Source organism: Microvirga lenta, from assembly GCF_020532555.1.
GTDB lineage: Bacteria > Pseudomonadota > Alphaproteobacteria > Rhizobiales > Beijerinckiaceae > Microvirga > Microvirga lenta.
In genome coordinates this window covers 18,731-41,533 of record NZ_JAJBBR010000018.1, presented here as the reverse complement: position 1 = coordinate 41,533, position 22,803 = coordinate 18,731, and the positions used below count along the sequence as shown (strand labels likewise).

Sequence of the window (22,803 nt, the reverse complement as noted above, 5' to 3'; positions counted from 1 at the left end):
TGTACCGCTCCTCGCCGTCCGGCGGAGAGACCATCGCCTACAACGTGAAATCGCCGGATCTGTCCTACGGCTCCTCCGCCTCCGCCGCCAAGCACGGTGCCCCCACCGACACCGCAACCCCGGCACCCACGCCGACGCCCACCCCCACTCCTACCCCGACGCCGAGCCTGACGCCCTCTCCGATGCCCGAGTCCACGTCATTGGCGGGCAAGAGCTTCGTCGGCACCTCCGCCAACGACGCCATCACCGGTACTGTCGGCGACGACAGGGCCCATGGCTATGCCGGAAAGGACAAGATCTTCGGCGGTGCGGGGAATGACACGCTTCTGGGCGGAACCGGCAACGACCGTCTCAACGGCGGCCTCGGCAATGATGTCCTCAAGGGCGGAGCGGGACGCGACACCTTCGTCTTCGACACCAAGCCGAACAAGTCGACGAACCTCGACAAACTGGTCGAGTTCAGCGTGAAGGACGACCGGATCTTTCTGGACAATGCGGTCTTCAAGAAGATCGGAAACGGCACGATGGCCGATCCGGGCAAACTGGCCGGTGCATTCTTCACCACCGGCAGCAAGGCCAAGAACGGCAACGACTATATCGTCTACGACGCCAAGAAGGGCATCCTCTCGTATGATGCGGATGGCTCCGGCAGCGGAGCGGCGGTCGCCTTCGCCACGCTCGACAAGAACCTCAAGATAACGGCGGCCGACTTCTACGTCGTCTAAGAACTGTAACTGAAAAAGGGCGCTTCGAAATTTCGGAGCGCCCTTCGCTGTTTGAGCTCCCAATCCGCGTGCAGCGCGAGGGCGATGGTGGGCTGTACGCGCCTCGCCTCTTACTGCTTCTCCTGAGCCGGACTGTGCTGCTGCGGTTTGTGTCCGCTTTGGCCGGCATTGTTGTGCTTATTATGGTCGCGGCTTTCCTGATGGCTCAGGCCGCCGTTTCGACCGACATCGGGCGCACCGCTGTCATTGGTGTTGCTCCGATTGTCGTGCTCGTCCTGCTGCCCCTGCACGCGAACGTGGTTGGGCTGGCTTCTGTTGCCGTTGCTGCTCATGACTTCTTCTCCTGCTCCCGCTTCTGAGCACCGTTGCCGTCCTTGCCCTGCTTGTGCTGGGTCCCGCGGGTATTGGAGCCGCCATGGCCTTCCTGAGGGATGCCGTCGGGATTCTGCTGGGTACCGGGAATATTCTTTGTCATCGTTGGATCCTGACTGGGCCGAACGCCCGTGATGTCGCGGCTGCGAGGCCGTGAGCCAGCTTCCCTGCCGAGGAAGCGAGCCTCTGACAGTTCAATTTTGAACGATGGATTTCGTTTCAAGCGCGGCAGCGCAAAACTCGCTCATGGATGAGCCGATCCAACCGAGCCGTCACCAGCGGATCACGACCACCTTTTCACTGCCGTTGGCGAGTTCGACCGTTTCCGTGCCGTCCGCTTTCCGACTTTGCGTCCTGGCATCCTCGACGATCTCGACCTGCGCCACGTTCGCCGCAAAGGCCTCGTCCACCTCCGCCACGCAAACCAGGGTCTCGGGGGGAAGATTCTCCACCTTCTTCAGGAATTCACGAAGAGTCTCGGCCATGGGCACCTCCTTGCTGCGCACCAACCAACCGGCGCAGCTGGAGTTCCGCCGGATCGCGTCAGCTCCGTTCCGCAGGCCCTGCGAGGTGACCGAAAGCGGCAACCACGTTCTCATAGACGGGGCGCTTGAACGGGATGATGAGGTCCGGCAGCCGCCGCATTTCTTCCCAGCGCCATTCGTCGAATTCGGGCTTATGGTGGCCACCGCCGGGATGAAGAATGTCGATTTCGCTTTCGTCTCCCTCGAACCGGAAGGCGAACCAGCGCTGGGTCTGACCGCGATAGCGCCCCCGCCAGGCGCGACCGGCCACCATCGAGGGCAGATCGTAGGAGTACCAGTCCGGCGCCTCCGCCAGAAGCCGCACGGAACGGACGCTCGTTTCCTCGTACAGTTCACGCAGGGCGGCCTGATAGGGATCCTCGCCCGGATCGATGCCGCCCTGCGGCATCTGCCAGGCGTAGCCGTCGGCCACGTGCTCGCCGCCGGCCTCCGAACGGCGCCTGCCGACGAAAACGAGCCCATCCTTGTTGAGAAGCATGACTCCGACACAGGAGCGATACGGCAGGTCTTTCCTGCTCGGAGATGCTTTGGCGCCCCTCATCGGCGATGGCCTCCCTCACGCGCTGCAGTGACACCGTGCAGACATCTGATGATCATCGCCGACAACTCACTTCTGGTTCCAAAGCACCTGCGAGAGTGCCGCTTCATCCTGCGCGGCACAAGCTCTTCCGTACGTTTTGTCGAACATGAATGGAAAGGGCCTGACGGCGGGTTGCCGTCAGGCCCTTTCTTCTTGTCGGGATGACTTGCGTCAGGAGCCTTAGTTCGGGGCGCCCGTGGTGTTGCTCGCACCCTTGCGAACGCCGCGAAGCAGGTCGTAGGCGGCGATGAGCTGCTTGTCGTTTGCCGGATCCGGCGGGACGTAGGCGGAGGAACCGCCGCGCTCTTCCTTTTCGCCGCCGTTCTGCAGGTGGCCGCGCAGACCGGCCTCACCCTTGGTTTCGTCCTTGCCCTTCAGCTCCTCCGGGATGTCCTGCAGGACCTCCACATCCGGGTCGATGCCCTTGGCCTGGATCGAACGGCCCGACGGGGTGTAGTAGCGCGCCGTCGTCAGACGTACGGCACCGTTGCCGCCGAGCGGGATGATGGTCTGAACGGAGCCCTTGCCGAAGGACCGGGTTCCGAGCACCGTCGCGCGCTTGTGGTCCTGCAGGGCGCCGGCCACGATTTCCGAGGCCGAGGCCGAACCGCCGTTGACGAGCACGACGAGCGGCTTGCCCTTGGTCAGATCGCCTGCCTTGGCATTGAACCGCTGGGTGTCCTCGGCGTTGCGGCTGCGGGTCGAGACGATCTCGCCGCGGTCGATGAACGCATCCGACACCATGATGGCCTGGTCGAGCAGACCGCCCGGGTTGTTGCGCAGGTCGATCACGAAGCCGGCGAGCTTGTCCGCACCGATTTCGCTGGTGAGCTTATCGATGCCTGACCGCAGGCCCTCGAAGGTCTGCTCGTTGAACTGCGTGATGCGCAGAACGCCGATGTCGCCCTCGACGCGAGCCCTCACGGGACGAACCTTGATCGTCTCGCGGGTCAGCTTCACCTCGATCGGCTCCTTCGCTTCCTTGCGCTGGATCTTGAGGGTGACGGAGGAATTGACCGGGCCGCGCATCTTGTCGACTGCCTGGTTCAGGTTGAGGCCCTGAACGGATTCGCCGTCGATCTGGGTGATGACGTCGTTGGCCATGATGCCGGCGCGGGAGGCCGGGGTATCGTCGATCGGCGTCACCACCTTGACGAGACCTTCCTCCATGGTGACCTCGATTCCGAGGCCGCCGAACTCGCCGCGGGTCTGCACCTGCATGTCGCGGAAGCTCTTGGCGTCCATGTAGCTCGAATGGGGATCGAGCGAGGTCAGCATGCCGTTGATGGCAGCCTCGACGAGCTTGGCCTCCTCAGGCTTTTCTACGTAATCGGTGCGGACCTTCTCGAAAACGTCTCCGAAGAGGCTGAGCTGCCGATAGGTGTCGGCCGAGGCGGCAATCGCGCTCGTGCTGGACAACAGGCTCGTCTGCGACATGACCGTCGCACCGCCCGCGCCAATGGCCGCACCAAGAATTAAAAGGGACAGTTTGCGCATTATCCGCGAACCTTTTCGCTTTGCGATTTCGCCCACCATGGACCTGGATCGATCGAACCGCCGTCTTTCCTGAACTCAACATAGAGGACGGGATTGTTCTTTTCTATGGCACCGCCCATCAAAGACATGAGAGATGTCTCTCCCATGGATGCGACGGGTTCTCCAGCGAGAACAAATTGTCCGACATCGACGCTGATTTGGTCCATACCGGCCAGAAGAACATAATAGCCTCCACCGGCATTGATGATCAAGAGTCGGCCATAGGACCGGAAGGGGCCGGCAAAGGCCACCCATCCGTCCGCGGGTGATACAACAGTTGCATTCGCACGGGTCCTGATCGAAATGCCGCGCGTCGTTCCGCCATAGCCGTCGGAAGCGCCGAAATTCTGGACGGTTTCGCCGCTGACGGGCTGCGGAAGCATGCCTCGCGCTTCTGAAAAGGGGATTTTCGGGGCCAATCGGGCCGGATCGCGGAACGCCGCCTGGGCGAAGCGCTCCCTGGCCTCCCGCTCCTGCGCCTCGGCCGCCTTGCGGGCCTCCTCGGCGGCTTTCTGGGCCCCGGCGATTTCCTGCTCCATCCGCTCGATCAATTCTTTGAGAGATCCAGCTTGGCGTGCAAGTTCCACAGCCTTTTCCCGCTCCGAGCCCACCGATTTCTCGACCTCGGCGAGCCGGCCCTGGCGGGCCTTCATGAGGGCGGTGAGACGGTTCTGCTCGCCCGTGAGGGCGGCCAGCTCGCTTCCCAGGGTAGAGCGGTCCGTCGCGATGGCGTTCTTGAGACGCACGAGCTCGGCGAGGTCGGTCGCGAGGGTCTCGGCCTCGGCCCGCAATTCGGGGAGCACCGCCCCCAGCATGATCGAGGCGCGAACCGCTTCGAGCATGTCCTCCGGACGGACCAGAACCGCCGGCGGCGGGCGGCGCCCCATGCGTTGGAGGGCGGCAAAGACCTCGATGATGACCCCGCGGCGGCTCTCGAGGGACCGGCGGATCGCGGCCTCGCTGGCCGTGAGGGTCTGGAGCCGCTGCTCCAGGGCTCGGATCCGGTCCTCCGTGGCTCGCGTCCGGTTCGCGGTTTCGATCAGGGCCGTGTTGAGCTTGGCCCGGTCGGTCTGGATCTCGGCGATTTCGGCCTCGAGGCGCTTGCGGGCCTCGGCACTGGCCGCCATGGCCTCTTCGAGGATCCTGAGGTCGCGCTCCCGCTGGGCCTTCTGCTCCGCCGTCTCGGCGCCGGGCTGGGCTTGAGCCGCAGGCGCAGGCGCTTGCTGGGCGTGCGCGACGCCCAGGGAGAAAGATGCCATCCATGCAGCAAGGCCGAGAACCTTGCGGGTCGTCAGAAAGGTGAAGCGGGCCATCCGTCAGGAATCATCGTGTCCGGCGCGATGATAAGGGTGACCGGCGATGATTGTCAGGGCTCTATAGACCTGTTCGGCCACGAGAGCGCGCACGATCTGGTGCGGCATCGTCAACGCCCCGAAGGAAACCACCAGATCGGCCCGCTGGCGGATTCTCGGATCGAGGCCATCCGGCCCCCCGATGACGCAGGCGAGACCGGGTCGGCCCTCGTCGCGCCAGTGCCGGACCCGCTCCGCGAAAGCCTCGCTCGTCGGGCTCTTGCCGCGCTCGTCGAAGACCACGAGCACGGACGCACCCGCCTTGTCCAGAAGGGCAGACGCCTCTTCCGCACGGCGGTCGTCATCCCGACGGGCCCGGCTTTCCGGCAGCTCGACGATGTCCAGCCCGGCCATGCCGAGGGCACGGCCCATGCCTTCGATCCGCTGCCTGTATCGCTCGACCAGCTCCCGCTCGGGGCCGCTCTTGAGACGGCCCACGGCCAGCAAGCTCAGTCGCAACTTAAGTCAGCCTCTGATCAGCTGGCCCGGTCCTGCGGACGGTCGGCGCCCCACATCTTCTCGAGGTTGTAGAAACCACGAACCTCGGGACGGAAAATGTGAACGAGCACGTCACCGGCGTCGATCAGCACCCAATCGCAGGCGGGCAGGCCCTCGACGCGCGCATTCCCGAACCCCTTGTCCTTGAGGTCCTTGATAAGGCGGTCGGCGATGGCGCCCACATGGCGGTGGGAGCGGCCCGACGTAACGATCATGGTGTCTGCAAGCGAGGTTTTGCCGGCCAGGTCGATTTCGACCGTATTTTCGGCCTTCATATCCTCGAGGGAGGCCAGGGCTGCGGCCCGGATATCCTCATCGTGCGGAGCATCCGCTCCGGAGAGAGGGGGAAGCGGATGATGCTCCGCCTCAAGCGAGTTCAGTCGGTTCAGGTTCAGACCCTTTCAATCAGCGCAACACTCTGCGCCGTGACCTTAAGATAAGGTCGAACGGCACGTTATTTCAACGTCCCCCGAAAGGAGAAGTTCGTCGCATCCGGCGAATCGCAGTGGATGACAAAGGAGAGCGTGGGCCGTGCAGGAAGACCCAGGCCGGCGCCGCCATATCGGCCAGGGCAGGCGCCCGAGCCTCGGCGATTCGCCAGGCCGACAAGGCCTGGGCGCCACGCGAGCGGACGGCCTTCAGGGTCCAGCCGGGACGGTCCACCACGGCAAAAGGCATCGTCCGGGCGATCCTGCGCCAACCGCGCCAGCGGTGGAAACTGGCGAGGCTGTCCGCCCCCATGATCCAGACGAACCGAACGCCCGGATAGCGCCGCCTGAGATACGCCAGGGTCTCGACCGTGTAGCTGGCCCCGATCTCCTCCTCGAAGGTGGTCACGTCGATGCGGGGGTGATCGGCGGTCTCGCGGGCCCCTTCGACCCGCAGGGGGAGCGGGACCAACTCGCTGAGGTCCTTCAAGGGATTACCCGGGGTCACAATCCACCAGATCCGGTCCAGCCTCAGACGTCTGAGGGCCAGGAGACTCACGTGCCGGTGCCCCGCATGGGCCGGGTTGAAGGAGCCGCCATAGAGGCCGATCCGCATGCCGGGCGCGATCCGCGGCAAGCGCGCCAGGCCGGAGGGCTCCGGCCGGAAGCGGAACGGCGAAGGCTTCACGGGCGGGTCTGGCCCGAGCCGAGCACGCGATATTTGAACGAGGTCAGCTGCTCGACGCCGACAGGACCCCGTGCATGCATCCGGCCGGTGGCAATGCCGATCTCGGCCCCGAAACCGAACTCGCCGCCATCGGCGAACTGGGTCGAGGCATTGTGCAGCACGATCGCCGAGTCGACTTCCGCCATGAACCGCTCGGCGGCAGCGGCGTCGTCCGTCACGATGGAATCGGTGTGATGGGAGCCGAAGGCCTCGATATGGGCGATGGCCCCCTCCAGCCCGTCCACGACCCGGGCAGAGATGATGGCGTCGAGATATTCCGTGCGCCAATCCTCCTCCTTGGCAGGGGTGACGCGGGGATCGACGGCTTGGGCCGCCTCGTCGCCACGCACGGCACAGCCGGCCTCCAGAAGCGTTGAGATGAGCGGCTTCAGGTGCGTGGCAGCGCAAGCCCGGTCGACCAGGAGCGTCTCGGCCGAGCCGCAGATGCCGGTGCGGCGCATCTTGGCGTTGAGCACGATGCGCCTGGCCATGTCGAGATCGGCCTTTTCGTGAACGAAGACATGGCAGATTCCTTCGAGATGCGCGAAGACCGGCACACGGGCCTCCTCCTGCACCCTTGCGACGAGGCTCTTGCCGCCCCGGGGAACGATCACGTCGATGTTGCCGCCAAGCCCCGAGAGCATGGCCCCCACGGCCGCCCGGTCGCGGGTCGGCACGAGGACGATGGCATCCGCCGGCAGGCCCGCCTGCATCAGCCCCTCCCCCATCGCCTCCGCGATGGCCAGGGAGGTGCGGAAGCTCTCAGATCCGGTGCGCAGGATGGCGGCGTTGCCGGCCTTCAGGCAGAGCGCACCGGCATCCGCCGTCACGTTGGGGCGGCTCTCGAAGATGACCCCGATCACGCCGAGGGGGGTCGAGACGCGCTCGATCAGCAGCCCGTTGGGTCGTTCGAAGCGCGCGAGAAGCCGTCCTACCGGATCGGGAAGCCGGGCAATGCTCTCGACGGCCGCAGCAATCTCCTCCAGCCGGTTCGGATCGAGGGTCAGGCGGTCGATGAAAGCGGGGGTCTGGCCCTTGGCCCTCGCCTCCGCCAGATCCTCGGCATTCGCAGCCAGAATGGCCCCCGAGCGGCCTCGGATGCGGGCCGCCATGGCCATAAGGGCCGCATTTTTCTCCTCGGCGGTCGCAAGCCCGACGCGGCGGGCGGCCTGTCTGGCGCGCCGCCCGATCTCGTTCATGAGTGCCGGGATGTCCGCGCCCGCGACCGATGCCGCCTCTGCGGCGTTGACCTGTTCGGCGAGCGGGAGTCCGCTCAAAGTGCGAGTGTCATCCATGTCCAAGTCCCGGGGGCAAACCCATCCTCCAAGATCCATAGCACGCGCGGCGGCCCCAGGGCCAAGCCGGTCCTCGTCTCCAACCGAACCGAAGCTGCGAAACACGACCGAGGTCCGGATCGGCACATCGGGCTGGCACTACAAATCCTGGCATGGACCTTTCTACCCCTCGACCCTGAGGATCAAGGATTTTCTGGCTTTCTACATCGATCGGTTCGATACGGCCGAGATCAACAACTCCTTCTACCGCCTTCCCACGGAGCAGGCGGTCCGGACATGGCACGACAGCACGCCGGAAGGCTTCCTCTTCGCCTGGAAGGTCTCGCGCTTCATCACGCATATGAAGCGGCTCAAGGACATCGAGGACAGCATCGCCCTCGTCTTCGGTAGAATGGCTGGTCTGGCCGAGAAGTTCGGGCCGGTCCTGTTCCAGCTGCCGCCGACCTTCAAGGCCAACGAGGAAACCCTGGAGCGTGTAGCGCGGTGCCTGAGCCTCGTACCGCCCGGGCACCGCTACGCGTTCGAGTTCAGGCATCCGAGCTGGTACGAGGATCGGGTTTTCGACCTGCTGCGCGACCACAATGCGGCGCTCTGCATCTCCGATCACGCGGCCGCTCCCGCTCCATGGGTGACGACGGCCGACTTCGTCTATGTCCGCGCCCACGGCACCAACGGACGCTATGCGGGGAGCTACAGCCAGGAGACCCTGCAGGACTGGGCCCGGCAGATCGCCACCTGGCAGGAGGAACTGCGGGATGTTTACGTCTATTTCGACAACGACATCAAAAGCGCCGCACCGGGCGACGCCAGCACATTGCTCAGGCTGACAGGGAGGCTGGAATGACGGTGCGGTCCGTGAGCGCCAGATCGTCCCGGTGGACCATTTCCGTCCGCCCGGGATAGCCGAGGATTGCTTCGATCTCGCGGCTCGGGCGGCCTATGATGCGGGCGGCATCGTCGGCGTCATAGGCCACGAGCCCCCGGCCCAGGATGCGCTGGTCGTCGCGGATCGTCACCGCATCGCCGCGGGCGAAGCTGCCCTCGACACGGCGGACCCCCACCGGCAGAAGGCTTGCGCCACTCTGGAGCGCCCGGGCCGCTCCCTCGTCCACATAAAGGGTGCCGCGCGGCTCCAAAGCGCCGGCGATCCAGGTTTTGCGCGCGGTTGCGGGGTTGGAGGGGGTTAGGAACCAGGTGCAGCGCCCGCCTTCGGCGACCCGCTTCAGGGGGTTCTTGGTGCGCCCGTCGGCGATGACCATATGGGTGCCGCCCGAGGTCGCGATCTTGGCCGCCTCCACCTTCGTGCGCATGCCGCCGCGGGAGATCTCCGAGGCCGCGCCTCCGGCCATCGCCTCGATGGCGGGCGTGATGCGTTCCACGATGGGGAGATGCTCCGCGTTCGGGTCGGACGCGGGCGGCGCCGTATAGAGGCCGTCGATATCGGAGAACAGGACCAGCAGATCCGCCCCGATCATGGTGGCGACGCGAGCGGCCAGACGATCGTTGTCGCCGTAGCGGATCTCGGACGTGGCCACCGTATCGTTCTCGTTGATGACGGGCACGGCCCGCATTTCGAGCAGCTTCAAGGTCGTGGCACGGGCGTTGAGGTAGCGCCGCCTCTCCTCCGTATCGGAAAGGGTGACGAGGATCTGCCCTGCCGTGATCCCGTGATGGGCGAGCACTTCCGACCAGGTCCGCGCCAGCGCGATCTGCCCGACGGCTGCGGCCGCCTGGCTTTCCTCCAGCTTGAGCGGTCCTGCGGGAAGTCCCAGGACCGTTCGCCCCATGGCGATGGCCCCCGACGAGACGACGAGCACATCGGCGCCTCGGGCATGAAGGTCTGCAATGTCCTCGGCGAGCGCCGCGAGCCAGGCATGATTGAGCCGTCCCCGCGCCCGGTCGACCAGAAGGGCCGATCCGACCTTCAGAACGATGCGGCGGAACTGGCCGATCTCCGGGCTCACGGGCGCCACTCCTCCTGGGCCTCGGCCGGCTCTTCCTCGGCCTTGGTGTCGTCGATCACCGCAAGGAGCGCCTGAAGCACCTCCTGCACGCCCTGGTTCGATGCCGAGGACATGACGAGGGGTGTCTGACCGCAGGCCTGCTCCAGCTTCGCGACCTGCTCCTTGAGCGTCTCATCGTCGAGGGCATCCGCCTTGGACAGCGCGACGATCTCGGGCTTTTCCGCCAGACCGTGACCATAGGCCTCGATCTCGTGACGCACGGTCTCGTAGGCCTGTCCCGCATCCTCACTCGTGCCCTCCACCAGGTGCAGCAGCACCCGGCAGCGCTCGACATGGCTCAGGAAGCGGTCGCCGAGGCCGACGCCTTCGGAGGCTCCCTCGATAAGGCCGGGAATGTCCGCCAGCACGAATTCGCGATTGTAGATCCGGACGACACCGAGCCCCGGATGGAGCGTCGTGAAGGGATAATCGGCGATCTTGGGCTTTGCGGCCGTGACGGTGGCCAGGAAGGTCGATTTCCCTGCATTCGGGAGACCCACGAGTCCTGCATCCGCAATGAGCTTGAGGCGCAGGATGATCGTACGCTCCTGCCCCTCCTGCCCCGGATTGGCCCGGCGCGGGGCCCGGTTGGTCGAGGTGGTGAAATAGGCGTTGCCGAAGCCGCCATTGCCGCCCTTCGCCAGGAGGACCTTCTGGCCCACATGGGTCATATCGGCGATGACGGTCTCGCCATCCTCATCCAGGATCTCGGTGCCGGCCGGAACCTTCAGAACCGCGTCGGCCCCCTTGGCGCCCGCCCGGTTCTTGCCCATGCCGTGACCGCCGGTCTTGGCCTTGAAATGCTGCTGGTAGCGGTAGTCGATGAGGGTGTTGAGCCCCTCCACGCATTCGGCCCAAACGTCGCCGCCGCGGCCGCCGTCGCCGCCGTCGGGCCCGCCGAACTCGATGAATTTTTCACGGCGGAACGACACGGCGCCTGCGCCGCCGTTGCCCGAACGAATATAGATCTTGGCTTGGTCGAGAAATTTCATAACCCGCATCCTTTACGGGACAAGGTGTACGGGAGCAACGAAAGACCACGTGGAAGCGCTCCCGAAAATCTTCGGGAGCGCTTTCGTCAGTGAACGAGGGAGAGCTCCTGCCCCGCATCGACGGATGCAGGTTCCCTCACGAGGCCCGTATGCCCCCAGGTCTTCAGGCTTTCCCAGGCCCGCCGGTCGAGGCGGAAGTGGTCGGCCGGGTAGTATCCGCCCCGCGCAGGGAGTTCGGCCAGGCCGGAACCCTGATAGGCGAAGCCGCACTTCTCCAGCACCCGGCGTGACCCGGGATTGAGCACCCGGGCGGATGCCATGAGCTCGTCCTCCTCGCCATAGGCGAAGAAGGCGTCGATCAGCGCGCGGGCCGCCTCGGTGGCATAGCCCTGCCCCCAATGAGGCGTGCCGAGCCAGTAGCCCAGGGTCGGCTTACCCGTCTCGAGGCCGGGACCGATCCCCACGACGCCGATGAGGCTGTTGGGCTTGCCCTTGGGCGTGATGGCGAGCACGAGGCCCTGGCCGTCCGCATTTGAGCGCCGGGACTGGAAGATGAAGCGTTCGGCATCTTCCGGCGGGTACGGATGCGGAATTCGGGCCGTCATCTCCGCGACGGCTTTCTCACCGGCAAGGCGTACGATGGCTTGAACGTCCGCAAGGCGCGGCCAGCGCAGCCAGAGGCGGCGGGTTTCAAGGCGGAACACATCGTCACGGGTGAGGTCGGGAAACATAGTCCTGCTCCGATCCGGTTGGGCCCTCGTTTCGGCCCGGAAATGACGAAGGGGAGGTGGACATCCCACCTCCCCTGTCTTTCTCGGATCTGGAGCTTGGCCTTGAGGGCCTACTTGGAGCTCTGATCCGCCGGGTCGGTGTGATGCCGGCGGGAGCTCCTTCGTATCGCTCTCGCCGTTATTCTGCTGCCTCTTGGGCCGGTACGACCGATACGAAAGCTCGGCCCTGTTTCGTAAGGAATCGGACGCGTCCATCAGCCGTGGCAAAGAGGGTGTGATCTTTGCCCATGCCGACGTTGGCGCCGGCATGCCACTTCGTGCCGCGCTGACGAATAATGATGTTGCCCGACACGACCTGTTGATCGCCGAACTTCTTGACGCCCAGACGACGGCCTGCGGAGTCGCGGCCGTTGCGAGACGAGCCGCCTGCTTTTTTGTGAGCCATGGGTCTACTCCCGTGTTCCTGTCAGTTGCCTAAGTCGCTTACTCAGCAGCGGTTTCGGCCGGCGCAGCGTCGTCCGCCGCAGCCTTGGTGGTCTTCTTTGCCGCAGCCTTCTTGGGCTTCGCGCCACCGGCGAGGATCTCGGTGATCCGCACCACGGTGTAGTCCTGGCGATGCCCGCGCTTGCGGCGCGAATTCTGGCGGCGACGCTTCTTGAAGGCGATGACCTTCTCGCCGCGGGTGTGTTCCACCACCTCGCCCGTCACGGTGACGCCCTCGACGAGGGGTGCGCCTACCTGGGTGCCGTTGTCGTTCGTGACCATGAGAACCTGGTCGAACGTGACGGTCGAGCCCGGCTCGCCCGCGAGCGTGGCAACGGTGATGACGTCTTCAGCGGCAACGCGATACTGCTTGCCGCCGGTCTTGATCACTGCGAACATCTTGATCCTCGTGTTCAAACCCGACTCTCTGCAGGAGACCCGCAGGGCCGACTTTTTGGCAGTTTCCGGCTTCGGTTCACGGCAGCCCCAGGGCCACCGCATGAAAATGCGCGGACACAGGGGTCCACGCATAGAGAAATTCTCTCTACGGAACGAACCCTCCCCTGTCAATCAAAAACCTGCAGGAAGGTGCTTGAAGAGCGGAAGAACGCGTGATATCCACCCCGCCTCAACCAGCGGGCCCCAAGGCCTTCGCACCCCGGAGAGGTGGCAGAGTGGTTGAATGCACCGCACTCGAAATGCGGCATACGGGCAACCGTATCGGGAGTTCGAATCTCCCCCTCTCCGCCATCGTTCCCTAGAAGATCTTGTCCATTGAAGCCCGGCTCGGATGCGCTGTTGCCGTCCTGCCACAAGAGGCACGAACTGACGCTTGCGGCGCCCCCGGAAACATCCCCGAAGCTGATCTCTGTTGCCGCCGCGGTATCCCCGGAGCGCTCCGTCGTTCGTGGGCCAGAGCCCCGTCGCAGGGGTAGATACGGACCGGAAGGGCGCCGGATGCGGCCTAGGGACGATCAGGCGCAGCCTTATGGGGTTCCACCTAGTGCCTCTCCTCTGGCAACCCCACCGTCACATCTGCAGGGAGCATTCAGGTTGGCGGAGTTAGCCTGCCCTGCCTGATTCGACGGAAGGAGCCTGCACAATGGATGGGTGGCAACCTATCGAGACGGCCCCGAAGGACGGAACGGTTATCCTAGGCCGGATAACGCTTCCGGATGGAGAACGCACTGCAGTGCTGAAATGGGATGCTCCGCGTGAGGGCTGGTGTCAGGCCCGGTCAGGATCTGCCTTGCTCCTGTTCCCGCAAGAGTGGATGCCGGCGACCCCGAGCGACCAGAATTCCGACACACCAAGCAGCAGCAGTTCGATGTCCTCCGCTGAGCCATACCGGGAGCGACAGATCAAATCTCGATCTGAGTGAAGGCAGCAACCCAAAATGCCGCCGAGACGAGGAGGGCTCCGACCATAGCGGAGGTGAGGAGGCTCGGGGATCGCATTGCAGCCTCTACCAGCATAGATTGACTTGCCGGATGAACTGCCCAATTTTGGATCAGTTCCATCATGCACTGCACAGCTTTGCCCTTGTGCGGAGCTTCCTGCGGAACGACGCCTCTCGGACATACCAGATGCCCCTGTTGTTCAGGACCGCCCATCGGGCTCGCGGAGGAGCATTTTCCATCCGAGCCGTCTCAGGCTATTCCATTGCGCCTGCCGAATGAAGCTTCGACATCCGGCCAGGCAGCTTTGCCCAATGCCTTATGAACCTACATTTTGCGTGACGGACGCGAATCCGTGAGACAGTATCCGCGTCCATCACATTGGCGGTGTTAGCGTGGGTCGACGTAAAGCTTGCCACCGCCGGCCAGAAACTCTTGGCTCTTGGCACGCATACCGGCCAACTGCTCCTGAGCCTCAGGGGTCATCGCTGCCACCTCCGCCCGTAGATCCTGCGTGATCTTCATCGAACAGAATTTCGGTCCGCACATCGAACAGAAATGCGCCACCTTGTGCGCGTCCTTCGGCAAGGTCTCGTCGTGGTAGGCGCGCGCCGTATCCGGATCGAGAGACAGATTGAACTGATCCTCCCAGCGGAAGTCGAAGCGGGCGCGCGACAACGCATCGTCCCGAACCTGCGCTGCCGGGTGCCCTTTCGCGAGGTCCGCCGCATGGGCCGCGATCTTGTACGTAATCACCCCCGTCTTGACGTCATCCCGATTTGGCAGGCCGAGATGTTCCTTGGGTGTCACGTAGCAGAGCATCGCCGTGCCGAACCAACCGATCATGGCAGCACCGATGCCCGACGTGATGTGGTCGTATCCGGGAGCGATGTCGGTGGTGAGCGGGCCGAGAGTGTAGAACGGCGCCTCTCCGCATTCGCGGAGCTGCTTGTCCATATTCATCTTGATCTTGTGCATCGGGACATGGCCAGGCCCCTCGATCATCACCTGACAGCCCTTCTCCCAGGCCACCCTCGTGAGCTCCCCGAGGGTCTCCAGCTCCGCAAACTGGGCGGCGTCGTTCGCATCGGCAATGGAACCGGGGCGCAGCCCGTCGCCCAGTGAGAACGAGACGTCATAGGCTCGCATGATGTCGCAGATCTCATCGAAATGCGTGTAGAGGAAGCTCTCGCGATGATGCGCCAGACACCAGCGCGCCATGATCGAGCCGCCGCGGGAGACGATGCCCGTGACGCGATTGGCCGTAAGCGGCACATACGGCAAGCGAACGCCCGCATGGATGGTGAAGTAGTCGACGCCCTGCTCGGCCTGTTCGATGAGGGTGTCTTTGAACACCTCCCAATCGAGCTTCACCGGATCGCCCCCCACCTTTTCCAGAGCCTGATAGATCGGCACCGTGCCGATAGGCACCGGCGAGTTGCGCATGATCCAGGACCGGATGTTGTGGATGTTGCGACCGGTGGAGAGGTCCATCACCGTGTCGGCGCCCCAACGGATCGCCCAGACGAGTTTTTCCACTTCGTCGGCCGCGGTCGAGATTACGGCGGAATTGCCAATGTTGGCGTTGATCTTGACCAGGAAGTTGCGCCCGATCACCATCGGCTCCAGTTCCGGATGGTTGATGTTGGCCGGGATAACTGCGCGACCTCGGGCGACCTCCTGACGCACGAATTCCGGGGTGATGAATGGCGGAATGGCGGCGCCGAAGCTCTCTCCATCGGCGATCCGCACCTCGGCCTCCGCCAGCATGGCCTCCCGGCACAGGTTCTCGCGATGTGCGACGAAGATCATCTCCTCGGTGACGATTCCGGCTCGTGCGAACTCGTATTGCGTGACCATCTGGCCTAGCGCGGCACGGCGCACAATGCGCTCGGCCGGGCACGGCTCCACAAGCGCGTCAGCCGAGACATTTCCGTTGTCCTCGGGCCTCACCGGCCGGGCCTCGATCGCCGCAAAATTCCGCGCTGCAATCCAGGATTCGCGCACGAGTGGAAGCCCCTTTCCAAGATCGATGGCCGCTTCGTCCTGGGTGTAGGGGCCAGATGGATCGTAAACGCGCACGGGAGCCTCATTGGGATCCGTCAGAACGATCTCGCGGAAGGGAACCCGGATATCGGGGTGACCGGCTGGCACGGCATAGATCTTGCGCGATCCCTGAATCGGGCCGGTGGTTACGGATTGGGGGACACCCCTGGGCTTATCGATGAAGATGGTCACTGGATCTCTCCTCTTGAACAAAGGGAGATCCGGGCAAAGCGAGCTGAGGGATAACGTCGTGCTCGATAGTTCCAGTCCCTCCGCCGGTATGACCCGGATCAGGTTCAAGGGTCACGGCGGATCAGCCGACTCTCAGCCCCTCACAGGGCTCCCCTCGGAACAGCACTGATCTTCGGCGAGGCACTCCTGGCTGTCAACCAGCATGCGAGCGGACGACGCGATGCTTGCCAAGCGGGCGCGATGGTACTATCTCGCAGATATCTCCTTGGGGTGCCCATCCGGGCTGAGAGGTCTCGTCGAGACCAACCCATCGAACCTGATCCGGATTATGCCGGCGGAGGGATTGCGAGATGACGAGGGCGCCAGACACCTTTCTTCCAGCATTGGCCGGGACTCTGCTCGAGCGCCTCCGCAGCGAGCGTCCACGCGTGCATGCGATCACGAATGCGGCAGCGCAGACCCTCACGGCCAATCTTCTGCTCGCGGCTGGTGGGTTACCGTCCCTGACCGTCGCGCCGGAGGAGGTCACGGCCTTTACCAGCCGCTCCGCCGCACTGCTCGTCAATCTCGGCACGCTCGACGGCGACCGCCGCGCAGCCATCCCCCAAGCCATCGCGACCGCCTGCGCTCACGTCAAGCCGTGGGTGCTCGATCCCGTGTTCGTGGAATCCTCTCCGCCCCGTCTGGAACTTGCCCGCGCCTGTCTTGCAGGCAGGCCAAGTGTCCTGCGGTGCAATGCGAGCGAGTTCATGGCTCTTGCCGGGAATGATGCGGCACCAGAGGCCGTGCAGGCATTCGCAAGCGCCCATGGCACTGTCGTGGTCGTCACCGGTGCTGCGGATGTGGTCACGGACGGTGCACACACCCTTCGCATCGAGAACGGTCATCCCTTGATGACCCGAGTGACCGCCATGGGATGCGCCGGAACGGCCCTCATAGCAGCCTTCACGGCCCTGCACGACAATGCGCTCGAGGCCGCAGCCTCGGCTTTGCTGGCCACCGGAGTCGCTGGAGAGATTGCAGCCCGTGGCGCAAACGGACCGGGCACATTCCAGCCCGCCTTTCTCGACGCGCTCTTCAACCTCGATACGCCAACCCTCGTCGCCTGCGGGAGAATCCTATGAACCACGTCGATCTCAGGCTCTATGGCATCATCGACCCGGAACGGACTGGCGGCAGAAATCCTGTCGAACTCGTCAGACAGGCTGTCGCCGGTGGTGCGACGCTCATTCAGTACAGGGACAAGCATGCGGAGGGCCGTCGCCTCGTGGAACTGGCCCGCGCGCTCAAAATGGCTCTTGAAGGGACCCGCGTGCCGCTCCTGATCAATGATCGCGTCGATATCGTTCTGGCTGCAGGAGCCGACGGGGTCCATCTCGGGCAGGAGGATCTGCATCCCGAGGATGCACGCAAATTGTTGGGCCCGCACGCAATCATCGGTCTGACGCTCAAGACGCCGGAGCACGCCGATGCGCTCGCACATATGCCGGTCGACTACGGCTGCATCGGCGGCATCTTCGCAACCGTGAGCAAGAACAATCCTTCTCCGCCGATCGGACTCGACGGTCTGCGCGCAACTCTAGCACGCGCCAGAAACGCAAGCCGAGGTCCGGTCGGCGCCATTGCGGGAATCGATGCCTCGAATGCAGAACCGGTCATCACTGCAGGCGCTGACGGAATTGCAGTCATCTCGGCGATTTTCATGGCGCCTGATCCACAAGCCGAGGCAGCCCGGCTGCGGCGGATAGTCGATGAAGCGCTGGCCTCGCGGAGCGTCCTGGCATGACAGCCGTCGCAGTCACCATCGCAGGTTCGGATTCGGGCGGTGGAGCCGGGATCCAGGCGGATTTGAAGACCTTTTCGGCTCTGGGGGTTTATGGCGCGAGCGTCATTACGGCACTGACCGCGCAAAATACCCTAGGCGTTCAGGGCATACACGATGTTCCGCCCGCCTTCGTCGAGCAACAGATCGACAGTGTTTTCTCCGATATATCGGTCGATGCGGTGAAGATCGGCATGTTGTCCCAACCCGCCATCATCGAAGCCGTAGCGGAGGGCCTCAAGCGCCACCATGCGACACAGGTCGTTCTCGACCCCGTAATGGTGGCGGCCAGCGGTGACCGTCTGCTTGCCCCGGAGGCCATCGATGCATTACGCCACACCCTGCTTCCCAGGGCGCTCATCGTCACGCCTAACCTTCCGGAAGCAGCCGCCCTTCTCGACGAGCCGATGGCCTCCGATGAGCGTGCGATGCTCCGGCAGGCCGAGCGGATCCTTCGCCTCGGCCCCAGGACGGTTCTGGTGAAGGGTGGACACGGTTCAGGAGCGGAAAGCACCGACATCCTTCTGGATTTCCAGGGCATGCATCGCTTCACGGCCCCCCGCATCGGGACGCGCAACACCCACGGCACCGGCTGCACCTTGTCCTCGGCCATCGCCGCTGGGCTCGCCAAGGGCCTCCCGCTGAGGGAGGCCGTTGCCGCAGCCAAGAGCTTCATCAGCGCCGCCATTGGCGCCTCCAGCCAACTCCAGATCGGACGCGGGCACGGGCCCGTGCATCACTTCCATGCCCACTGGTCCTAAACTCTCCCGCCGCATGGCGCTCGGCATCGGCGCCGCGTCTCTCGCGGCACCGACTGTCGTTCGCGCCCAGACCCTGCGCTGGCGCATGGTCACCTCCTGGCCGAAGGGTCGCACCGGCCCCGGCATCTCCGCGCAGCGGATCGTCGAGCGCATCAATGCCATGAGCGGTGGACGGCTGCAGATCGACCTGTTTGCAGCCGGTGAGATCGTGCCGCCGTTTGCAGTGCTCGATGCGGTCTCGAACGGCACCGTCGAAATGGGTCACACGGCGGCGCTTTACTGGCAGGGCAGGATGCCGGCGGCAGGCTTCTTCACGAGTGTCCCTTTTGGCCTCGGCCCCATCGAGCACCAGGCCTGGATCGAGTTGCGGGATGGGCAGGCGCTCTGGGACGAGCTTTACAATCCCCACGGCGTCCGGGCGTTCCTTGCGGGGAACACAGGCCCCTCGATGGGCGGATGGTTCCGGCGCAGGCTGAATGGCCTTGAGGATCTGAAGGGCATGCGCCTGCGTGTGCAGGGCCTGGGAGCGGAAATTTACGCCAAGCTTGGAGCCGTACCCATGGCGGTTTCCGCCGGCGACCTGCTCCCGGCACTCGAGAAGGGCTCCATCGACGCGGCGGAGTTTCTGGCGCCGGCGACGGATCTTGAGACAGGTCTGCCGAAGTATGCGCCATTCTATTACGCACCCGGATTCAACAAGCCGAACGGCGCCAGCGAACTTCAGGTCTCGCTTTCGGCATGGGATCGGCTCTCGCCGGACCTGCGCCATATCGTAGCCGAAGCCTGCAGAGCCGAACATTCCCTGGGTCTCGCCGATGCCCACCAGACCAATGCTGTCGCGCTGACGGAAATTCTCGGCACGTATCCGGTGAACCTTGAGGCTTTTCCCCGCTCCATCATCGATGCGGCTCACGCGGCTTCAACGGAACTCCTCACAGAGATCGCCTCCACCTCCCCTCTCGCCGGTCGCATCGTGGAGAGCTACAGGAACGCCCAACGCGACCTTCGAGGCTGGTCGACGCTTGCCGCGGATATGGCCAGAGCCAACACGCGCGCATCCTCGGCGGCACGGTAGATGACGGCGGGAGCTAGCATGGGTGCTTCGGGCCGTACCAAGAGATCCCAGTCCTTCGGGAACCTCCGTCGCTTCGTGCTTGTCCCAGGCAGTTGCTGAGCGCCAGCGTGGGTCTATCTCCGTCCGTGGGCTATTGGCCGACTTCCGGATGTGCCGTTATCCGATCTTTCAGGATCGGGCTGCCCTTCACTGCAGCACGGGCGCGATTCTCCCGAAGGCTGTTTATCAAGCCATCGCAATAGGCTAGGTGATGCCGCAGATGGAATGCACCCTAAGGACTACGGCGATGAAGACGATAGGTTTGATCGGGGGCATGAGCTGGGAGAGCTCGGCGCAATACTATCGCATCATCAACCAAGAGGTGCGGGAGCGGTTGGGTGGGGCACACTCCGCGCAAAGCTTGATGTTCTCCGTAGACTTCGGCGAGATCGAACGTCTGCAGCACGAGGGCCAGTGGTCAGTGCTGACCAGCAGGATGATCGAGGCCGCCCAACGCCTCGAGCGCGGTGGCGCAGACTTCTTCCTCCTGTGCACGAACACCATGCATCGGATGGCCGGCGAAGTTGCCGCGAGCGTGTCTATCCCCATGCTGCACATTGCCGATCCGACGGCAAAAAAGATCAAGGAGGCCGGCTACAGCCGTGTTGGCCTTCTCGGCACGGCCTTCACGATGGAGCAGGAGTTCTACAAAGGCCGGCTGGTCTCAGAATACGGCCTGGATGTTCTGGTGCCGGAGCCTGCCGACCGCGCGGTCGTGCATCAGATCATTTATCAAGAACTGATCGCAGGCCAGGTTCTGTCTGCCTCCCGCAGGAAATACCGCGAGATCATCCAGCGCCTGATTGAGCAGGGCGCAGAGGCGATTATTCTTGGCTGTACGGAAATCATGTTGCTGGTGCAGCCCGAGGACAGCCCAGTCCCATTGTTCGATACGACAACCCTGCACGCTCAGGCTGCGGTGCAACAGGCGATCGCAGCCGGAACCGTTTAAGAGCATTGCTCCCTCGGCATGATGGCGCCATCAACAGGTCGCCGACCAGCTAATCTGCGTCGCTGCCGAAAGGGCGGGACCCGCTACCGTTAAACCACCGGACAGGAGGCTGGGCCTCTCGCATCTACGCACGGCGAGCGATGGGTCTTCGCCGTACCGCGTGAAGCCTGCGATCTGCAAAAACTATCAGTGATGAAGGCTTGACCTCCCGGAGGTCTCATTCAGGCCATAAGCGAATCGGGAAAACCGGAGGCGGCGGCCTCCTCTGTTCCCCGTGAAGGATGAAATACCCTCGATATGCCCCAAGCAGCTTTCGGTATGTGGTTTCCCCTATCCGACACCGAGGATCATGGCGAGGAATCCTCCATCGTGCCCCCTCCGGCAGAAAGTGTCGATCTCCGCCGTTCTGACCGTTGCGCCGCCTCCTCCGCACATTTTTCCACGTGAGCGGCTCGGTTGATGACCTGAAGGTTAGGCGCTCCCCAGAAGGCCAGCAGTTCCGGCCAGGGCTTCGTACGAGACTGGGACCACACGGCGAAGAGCGGAACCCGATGGTCCACCTCGGCGGTCCTGAGCAGGCGACGCCCGGTCGTTGCGCATTTTCGGTTCTGGCGAAGCTTCAGCATTCTGAGGTGATCGGAAGGTGCGGTCCAGAACTGCCAGGCCGCAACACAAGCGGCATGCCAGATGGCATTCTTGTTGGGCTTTCCATCACCCCAAAGATCGCGGTGCCATCCCAAACGATAGACAGGCTGTCCACAGACGCAGCAATGCCCCGGCCCGCGCGAGAAAGCGGGCTCCCGGTAGGGCGAAGGCGGAGTGCGGAACGATATCGGCAGCCCCTCCTCCTTGCCGGATCCGAGACGCCAATGCCAAGCTGCAGGCTGCCCGCTCTTGGCTGCGAGTGCCCGTGCCAATCGATCAGCCAGAAGAGGGCGATGTCGCCAGTACGACTCCATTGCACGACGCTGCGTCGGAGGGATCAACGGCTGCCTGAGCGCGTGGGACACGACGCACGCGGGGAAGTGCTCGGAGAGACGCTTCTCGAGCCGGGCACGGGACTTCTGGTTTCGCTCGTCTCGCCAGTTCGACATGTCAAATCCGCTGCCCTATGCATTTCATCATCGTTTTTGTAGCCGCCGACATCACCGACTGCCTCGGCCTGGCAAGATGCAGAACAGGAATTAATCATCGCTTAACCCTATTCTTGCACCTCTGCGGGACACGTTGGATCCCGCACTCAGCCGCGCTCTAGATCCGCTGCCAGGATGCCGCTTCTGCAGAGCGCCGCAAGGCATCCAAGATGCGCATGTTCATGAGCGCATCTTGGATGCCGTAGCCCAGGGGCTCGGCGCCACGGACAGCACGGGCGAACGCCTCGCCCTGAAGCTGGTACTGGTCTAAGGCCGGGAACTCGATGGTTCGCGCCGAGCGCCCACCATGTACACTTCCATCGTCGACGAGGATGCGGGTCGGCTGATCGGGCGGGGCATTGAAGGGGATCTCGATTTCGATGCGCCCCTTCGTCCCGAGAATCTGCACCCGCTGATAAGGGACCATCTGGGTCGAGACCGTAAAGATGAGCTGCCGGCCCGCGCCGAAATCCATGAGAGCGCTCGTGGTCCGATCAATCGCCATAGCAGGGTCGAAATCCGTCAGCACTACAGCGCGAGTCGGCTCGGCCTCGAAGAAATAGCGCCCGGCCACTACCGCATAGCAGCCGATGTCCAGCAGGCCGCCACCACCTATATCCGCCTTGTTGCGGATATTGGACGGGTCCGCGTTGAAATACGAGAACAGCACCTGGATTGCTCGCACCTCGCCAACCCCTCCCTGCCGGATCAGATCTCGGGCTTGCTGCCACTGCGGATGGTGGCGGACCATGAACGCCTCGGCGATGAGCACCTGGGACGAGGCGTCCTCGAGCTGTCCTGCCTCCTGAGCCGTGATCGCGATAGGTTTTTCGCACAGCACATGCTTACCGGCGGCAGCGGCCTTGAGGGTCAGCGGAACGTGCAGGTGATTGGGAAGCGGATTGTAAATGGCCTCGACATCCGGGTCCGCAAGCAGCGCCTCGTAGGAGTCATAGGCCTTCGGAATTCCAAGCTCCCCGGCCATTGCCTCGGCAGACGCCGCACTCCGCGACGCTACGGCCGTGATGGCGCATAGCGAGCTTTTCATCATTCCCGGAACGACCTTCATCCGACCGATCCTGGCTGTGCTCAAGATACCCCAACGAACCGGCTCCATGT

General features: G+C 63.9%; 24 protein-coding genes, 1 tRNA gene, 1 pseudogene and 2 riboswitches. Of the genes and pseudogenes, 8 read left to right on the top strand and 18 right to left on the bottom strand.

The annotated features are described in order from the left end of the window. A pseudogene (locus LGR44_RS21130) lies at positions 1-725 on the top strand (hypothetical protein); the annotation flags it as partial. A gap of 110 nt (positions 726-835) precedes the next feature. Here the strand turns inward: LGR44_RS21130 and LGR44_RS21125 are convergent. The 10 genes from LGR44_RS21125 to LGR44_RS21080 form a co-directional block, all read right to left on the bottom strand. Beyond that, positions 836-1,057 (bottom strand): hypothetical protein, encoded by a 222-nt coding sequence (locus LGR44_RS21125; protein ID WP_226742693.1) that lies wholly within the window; start codon positions 1,055-1,057, stop codon positions 836-838. Continuing rightward, positions 1,054-1,200 carry a hypothetical protein gene (locus LGR44_RS21120; protein WP_226742692.1) on the bottom strand — a complete coding sequence of 49 codons (147 nt, stop codon included), beginning with the start codon at positions 1,198-1,200 and terminating at the stop codon, positions 1,054-1,056. The genes LGR44_RS21125 and LGR44_RS21120 overlap by 4 nt, the downstream gene beginning before the upstream one ends. Positions 1,201-1,369: 169 nt before the next feature. After that, on the bottom strand, positions 1,370-1,582 hold the full coding sequence (locus tag LGR44_RS21115) for a sugar phosphorylase (RefSeq protein ID WP_226742691.1): 213 nt from the start codon (positions 1,580-1,582) through the stop codon (positions 1,370-1,372). A 58-nt stretch (positions 1,583-1,640) separates the two neighbouring features. After that, positions 1,641-2,183, bottom strand: coding sequence for an RNA pyrophosphohydrolase (locus LGR44_RS21110; protein WP_226742690.1), 543 nt, complete (start codon positions 2,181-2,183; stop codon positions 1,641-1,643). 219 nt (positions 2,184-2,402) lie between these two features. After that, positions 2,403-3,719 (bottom strand): S41 family peptidase, encoded by a 1,317-nt coding sequence (locus LGR44_RS21105; protein WP_226742689.1) that lies wholly within the window; start codon positions 3,717-3,719, stop codon positions 2,403-2,405. Beyond that, positions 3,719-5,071, bottom strand: coding sequence for a murein hydrolase activator EnvC family protein (locus LGR44_RS21100; protein ID WP_226742688.1), 1,353 nt, complete (start codon positions 5,069-5,071; stop codon positions 3,719-3,721). The genes LGR44_RS21105 and LGR44_RS21100 overlap by 1 nt, the downstream gene beginning before the upstream one ends. 3 nt (positions 5,072-5,074) lie before the next feature. Further along, positions 5,075-5,569, bottom strand: coding sequence for a 23S rRNA (pseudouridine(1915)-N(3))-methyltransferase RlmH (rlmH, locus tag LGR44_RS21095; protein ID WP_226742687.1), 495 nt, complete (start codon positions 5,567-5,569; stop codon positions 5,075-5,077). A 17-nt stretch (positions 5,570-5,586) separates the two neighbouring features. Then, positions 5,587-5,916 carry a ribosome silencing factor gene (gene rsfS, locus LGR44_RS21090; protein WP_319004878.1) on the bottom strand — a complete coding sequence of 110 codons (330 nt, stop codon included), beginning with the start codon at positions 5,914-5,916 and terminating at the stop codon, positions 5,587-5,589. Between the two features lie 151 nt (positions 5,917-6,067). Then, a complete protein-coding gene (locus LGR44_RS21085) occupies positions 6,068-6,724 on the bottom strand; it encodes a nicotinate-nucleotide adenylyltransferase (RefSeq protein WP_226742686.1) in 657 nt (218 codons plus the stop codon). Continuing rightward, positions 6,721-7,962, bottom strand: a complete 1,242-nt coding sequence (locus LGR44_RS21080; protein WP_226742696.1) for a glutamate-5-semialdehyde dehydrogenase — start codon at positions 7,960-7,962, stop codon at positions 6,721-6,723. The genes LGR44_RS21085 and LGR44_RS21080 overlap by 4 nt, the downstream gene beginning before the upstream one ends. Before the next feature lie 94 nt (positions 7,963-8,056). Between LGR44_RS21080 and LGR44_RS21075 the strand changes: the two genes are divergently transcribed. Then, the gene (locus tag LGR44_RS21075; protein ID WP_226742685.1) at positions 8,057-8,902 is read left to right on the top strand and encodes a DUF72 domain-containing protein; all 846 of its coding nucleotides are present in this window, start codon (positions 8,057-8,059) and stop codon (positions 8,900-8,902) included. On the opposite strand, the gene proB is transcribed toward LGR44_RS21075, so the two are convergent. The 5 genes from proB to rplU all read right to left on the bottom strand — a co-directional run bounded on the left by proB (position 8,877) and on the right by rplU (position 12,666). Then, the gene (gene proB, locus LGR44_RS21070; RefSeq protein WP_226742684.1) at positions 8,877-10,022 is read right to left on the bottom strand and encodes a glutamate 5-kinase; all 1,146 of its coding nucleotides are present in this window, start codon (positions 10,020-10,022) and stop codon (positions 8,877-8,879) included. The genes LGR44_RS21075 and proB overlap by 26 nt on opposite strands. Continuing rightward, positions 10,019-11,053: a GTPase ObgE gene (gene obgE, locus LGR44_RS21065; RefSeq protein WP_226742683.1), complete on the bottom strand. Its 1,035-nt coding sequence runs from the start codon at positions 11,051-11,053 to the stop codon at positions 10,019-10,021. The genes proB and obgE overlap by 4 nt, the downstream gene beginning before the upstream one ends. Positions 11,054-11,139: 86 nt before the next feature. Next, positions 11,140-11,784 carry a GNAT family N-acetyltransferase gene (locus tag LGR44_RS21060; protein WP_226742682.1) on the bottom strand — a complete coding sequence of 215 codons (645 nt, stop codon included), beginning with the start codon at positions 11,782-11,784 and terminating at the stop codon, positions 11,140-11,142. 178 nt (positions 11,785-11,962) lie between these two features. Continuing rightward, entirely contained in the window at positions 11,963-12,229 is a 267-nt protein-coding gene (gene rpmA, locus LGR44_RS21055) for a 50S ribosomal protein L27 (protein WP_226742681.1), read from the bottom strand. Positions 12,230-12,267: 38 nt separating this feature from the next. Continuing rightward, positions 12,268-12,666 carry a 50S ribosomal protein L21 gene (gene rplU / locus LGR44_RS21050; protein WP_114772676.1) on the bottom strand — a complete coding sequence of 133 codons (399 nt, stop codon included), beginning with the start codon at positions 12,664-12,666 and terminating at the stop codon, positions 12,268-12,270. A gap of 261 nt (positions 12,667-12,927) precedes the next feature. Between rplU and LGR44_RS21045 the strand changes: the two genes are divergently transcribed. Then, positions 12,928-13,017 (top strand) — tRNA-Ser (locus LGR44_RS21045). Positions 13,018-14,054: 1,037 nt separating this feature from the next. Here LGR44_RS21045 and thiC read toward each other — a convergent pair. Next, entirely contained in the window at positions 14,055-15,902 is a 1,848-nt protein-coding gene (gene thiC / locus LGR44_RS21040) for a phosphomethylpyrimidine synthase ThiC (protein WP_319004876.1), read from the bottom strand. Between the two features lie 57 nt (positions 15,903-15,959). Then, positions 15,960-16,067, bottom strand: a riboswitch (TPP riboswitch). 91 nt (positions 16,068-16,158) lie between these two features. Continuing rightward, positions 16,159-16,262: riboswitch (TPP riboswitch) on the top strand. On the opposite strand from thiC, the gene thiM reads away from it, so the two are divergent. The 5 genes from thiM (at position 16,253) to LGR44_RS21015 (ending at position 20,551) form a co-directional block, all read left to right on the top strand. Next, entirely contained in the window at positions 16,253-17,026 is a 774-nt protein-coding gene (gene thiM / locus LGR44_RS21035) for a hydroxyethylthiazole kinase (RefSeq protein ID WP_226742680.1), read from the top strand. It overlaps the preceding riboswitch by 10 nt. Next, positions 17,023-17,688: a thiamine phosphate synthase gene (gene thiE / locus LGR44_RS21030; protein WP_226742679.1), complete on the top strand. Its 666-nt coding sequence runs from the start codon at positions 17,023-17,025 to the stop codon at positions 17,686-17,688. Before thiM ends, thiE begins: the two co-directional genes overlap by 4 nt. Beyond that, on the top strand, positions 17,685-18,485 hold the full coding sequence (gene thiD, locus LGR44_RS21025; protein WP_226742678.1) for a bifunctional hydroxymethylpyrimidine kinase/phosphomethylpyrimidine kinase: 801 nt from the start codon (positions 17,685-17,687) through the stop codon (positions 18,483-18,485). The genes thiE and thiD overlap by 4 nt, the downstream gene beginning before the upstream one ends. Continuing rightward, positions 18,469-19,560, top strand: coding sequence for a TRAP transporter substrate-binding protein (locus tag LGR44_RS21020; protein WP_226742677.1), 1,092 nt, complete (start codon positions 18,469-18,471; stop codon positions 19,558-19,560). The genes thiD and LGR44_RS21020 overlap by 17 nt, the downstream gene beginning before the upstream one ends. Before the next feature lie 286 nt (positions 19,561-19,846). Continuing rightward, a complete protein-coding gene (locus LGR44_RS21015; protein WP_226742676.1) occupies positions 19,847-20,551 on the top strand; it encodes an aspartate/glutamate racemase family protein in 705 nt (234 codons plus the stop codon). A gap of 347 nt (positions 20,552-20,898) precedes the next feature. Here the strand turns inward: LGR44_RS21015 and LGR44_RS21010 are convergent, their stop codons facing one another. Then, complete coding sequence (locus LGR44_RS21010) at positions 20,899-21,645, bottom strand: hypothetical protein (protein WP_226742675.1); 747 nt, start codon at positions 21,643-21,645, stop codon at positions 20,899-20,901. Between the two features lie 157 nt (positions 21,646-21,802). After that, positions 21,803-22,801 carry a Gfo/Idh/MocA family protein gene (locus tag LGR44_RS21005; RefSeq protein ID WP_226742674.1) on the bottom strand — a complete coding sequence of 333 codons (999 nt, stop codon included), beginning with the start codon at positions 22,799-22,801 and terminating at the stop codon, positions 21,803-21,805. Positions 22,802-22,803 lie beyond the last annotated feature (2 nt).

What these genes read in the sequence shown, in the direction of transcription:
- LGR44_RS21125 (WP_226742693.1), bottom strand. Translation starts at nt 1,057, where the DNA reads ATGAGCAGCAACGGCAACAGAAGCCAGCCCAACCACGTTCGCGTGCAG.
- LGR44_RS21120 (WP_226742692.1), bottom strand. Translation starts at nt 1,200, where the DNA reads ATGACAAAGAATATTCCCGGTACCCAGCAGAATCCCGACGGCATCCCT.
- LGR44_RS21115 (WP_226742691.1), bottom strand. Translation starts at nt 1,582, where the DNA reads ATGGCCGAGACTCTTCGTGAATTCCTGAAGAAGGTGGAGAATCTTCCC.
- LGR44_RS21110 (WP_226742690.1), bottom strand. Translation starts at nt 2,183, where the DNA reads ATGAGGGGCGCCAAAGCATCTCCGAGCAGGAAAGACCTGCCGTATCGC.
- LGR44_RS21105 (WP_226742689.1), bottom strand. Translation starts at nt 3,719, where the DNA reads ATGCGCAAACTGTCCCTTTTAATTCTTGGTGCGGCCATTGGCGCGGGC.
- LGR44_RS21100 (WP_226742688.1), bottom strand. Translation starts at nt 5,071, where the DNA reads ATGGCCCGCTTCACCTTTCTGACGACCCGCAAGGTTCTCGGCCTTGCT.
- LGR44_RS21080 (WP_226742696.1), bottom strand. Translation starts at nt 7,962, where the DNA reads ATGAACGAGATCGGGCGGCGCGCCAGACAGGCCGCCCGCCGCGTCGGG.
- LGR44_RS21075 (WP_226742685.1), top strand. Translation starts at nt 8,057, where the DNA reads ATGTCCAAGTCCCGGGGGCAAACCCATCCTCCAAGATCCATAGCACGC.
- obgE (WP_226742683.1), bottom strand. Translation starts at nt 11,053, where the DNA reads ATGAAATTTCTCGACCAAGCCAAGATCTATATTCGTTCGGGCAACGGC.
- LGR44_RS21060 (WP_226742682.1), bottom strand. Translation starts at nt 11,784, where the DNA reads ATGTTTCCCGACCTCACCCGTGACGATGTGTTCCGCCTTGAAACCCGC.
- rpmA (WP_226742681.1), bottom strand. Translation starts at nt 12,229, where the DNA reads ATGGCTCACAAAAAAGCAGGCGGCTCGTCTCGCAACGGCCGCGACTCC.
- rplU (WP_114772676.1), bottom strand. Translation starts at nt 12,666, where the DNA reads ATGTTCGCAGTGATCAAGACCGGCGGCAAGCAGTATCGCGTTGCCGCT.
- thiM (WP_226742680.1), top strand. Translation starts at nt 16,253, where the DNA reads ATGACGAGGGCGCCAGACACCTTTCTTCCAGCATTGGCCGGGACTCTG.
- thiE (WP_226742679.1), top strand. Translation starts at nt 17,023, where the DNA reads ATGAACCACGTCGATCTCAGGCTCTATGGCATCATCGACCCGGAACGG.
- thiD (WP_226742678.1), top strand. Translation starts at nt 17,685, where the DNA reads ATGACAGCCGTCGCAGTCACCATCGCAGGTTCGGATTCGGGCGGTGGA.
- LGR44_RS21020 (WP_226742677.1), top strand. Translation starts at nt 18,469, where the DNA reads ATGCCCACTGGTCCTAAACTCTCCCGCCGCATGGCGCTCGGCATCGGC.
- LGR44_RS21015 (WP_226742676.1), top strand. Translation starts at nt 19,847, where the DNA reads ATGAAGACGATAGGTTTGATCGGGGGCATGAGCTGGGAGAGCTCGGCG.
- LGR44_RS21010 (WP_226742675.1), bottom strand. Translation starts at nt 21,645, where the DNA reads ATGTCGAACTGGCGAGACGAGCGAAACCAGAAGTCCCGTGCCCGGCTC.
- LGR44_RS21005 (WP_226742674.1), bottom strand. Translation starts at nt 22,801, where the DNA reads ATGGAGCCGGTTCGTTGGGGTATCTTGAGCACAGCCAGGATCGGTCGG.